Annotated in this window: 1 protein-coding gene; it reads left to right on the top strand. The window is 44.2% G+C overall.

Translation table 11 applies throughout. The features are described 5' to 3' along the window. On the top strand, positions 1 to 1657 hold a 1657-nt coding region (locus ACS8FD_RS13920; RefSeq protein WP_439276307.1), incomplete at both ends, for a DEAD/DEAH box helicase.

The raw sequence follows: 1657 nt of genomic DNA, 5'->3' as shown, positions 1-1657 counted from the left end.
GCCCGCACTGGTCAGAGCAAAAAGAACAAAGAGCTTGGTATGCGTGAAATGCAGGCACGTGCGTTCGAGAAGCGTAATAGCCAGTATTTGCTTATTAAGTCGCCACCCGCCTCTGGTAAGTCACGCGCTATGATGTTTTTGGCCTTGGATAAGCTTATTAATCAAGGCATCAAAAAAGTCATCATTGCCGTACCAGAGATGAGTATTGGCAAATCCTTTAGATCAACAGCGCTTAGTGATTATGGTTTTTTTGCCGATTGGGAGGTAGCAGACCGCTATAACTTATGCTTAAGCCTCGCTCAAAGTGATACTCGCAAGACCGCTATCTTCTCAGAGTTTATCAATGGTGATAGCGATGATGACTCTCTACCCCAAGTCCTAGTCTGTACTCATCACAGCTTTAGATATGGCTTTGATAAGGTCATCGAAGATGGTGGCAGTATCGAGCTATTTAACGACGTTCTTATCGGTATCGATGAATTCCATCACGTATCAGCAGATGAATCTAACCGCTTGGGCGCCATACTAGATGGCATTATGATGCAGACTAGCGCTCATATTGTGGCAATGACTGGCTCTTACTTCCGTGGCGACTCAGTACCTATCTTGTCAGATAGCGATGAAGAAAAGTTCGATAAGGTGACTTATACCTATTATGAACAGCTGAATGGTTATGAGCACCTAAAGTCATTAGGACTCGGCTATCACTTTTACAAAAAGTCATTTTTTGATGCCTTAGACGAGTGCTTGGATACCAGTAAAAAAACCATTATTCACATCCCGAACGTCAATAGCTTAACCGCTGAGACAGACAAGTATGAGACCGTTGGTCGTATCATAGATATTATCGGTGAAAGTGAATCTCGTGATGAGAATACTGGTGTCATCACCATACGGTCACATGATGGCAGGCGTTTACTACTCGCTGACTTAGTGACTGATGATGCCATACGAGTGAATACACAGGCTTACTTAGCTGATATTACCTCTCGTGATGATATGGATATCATCGTAGCCCTTGGAATGGCAAAAGAAGGCTTCGACTGGGAGTATTGTGAGCATGTATTAACCATTGGCTATCGCGGCTCTCTAACCGAGGTAGTACAGATTATTGGGCGCTCAACACGCGATAGCGCGGGCAAACACCATGCCCAATTTACCAACCTAATCGCTGAGCCAGAAGCGGATAAGTCTGAGGTGACAAGCTCTGTCAATGATTTATTAAAGGCCATTACTCTATCGCTGCTGATGGAGCAAGTACTTAAACCTAATATCAACTTTAAACGTCGTAGTGAGCTAGACATATTAGGCACGTTAGACTTGCCGGCAGGTACCATTATTATTGATGACACCGTCAATCCTCCCTCTGATCGAGTGATGAAGATACTCAACCAAGACCGTGACGAGATATTGGCGCAGCTAGCCCAAAACACAGATAGTATTAAAAAGTATATCGCTGCCGAAACCAATAATGTAGAGACCGAAGCCGTATCAGATACCGTCATCCCAAGTATTATTCGTAGTAAATACCCGACACTAGATGCCAATGAAGTACGGCAAGTACAAGAAGGCGTCATGCAATATATGGCCATTAACCGCCAAGGTGGCGTGGTTGAAGGTAAGGATATCCCTGAAGATGCGATCATCGAAAATGAGC

Source organism: Psychrobacter sp. 1U2 (genome assembly GCF_051847575.1).
This window is presented reverse-complemented; position numbering and strand designations above follow the sequence as displayed.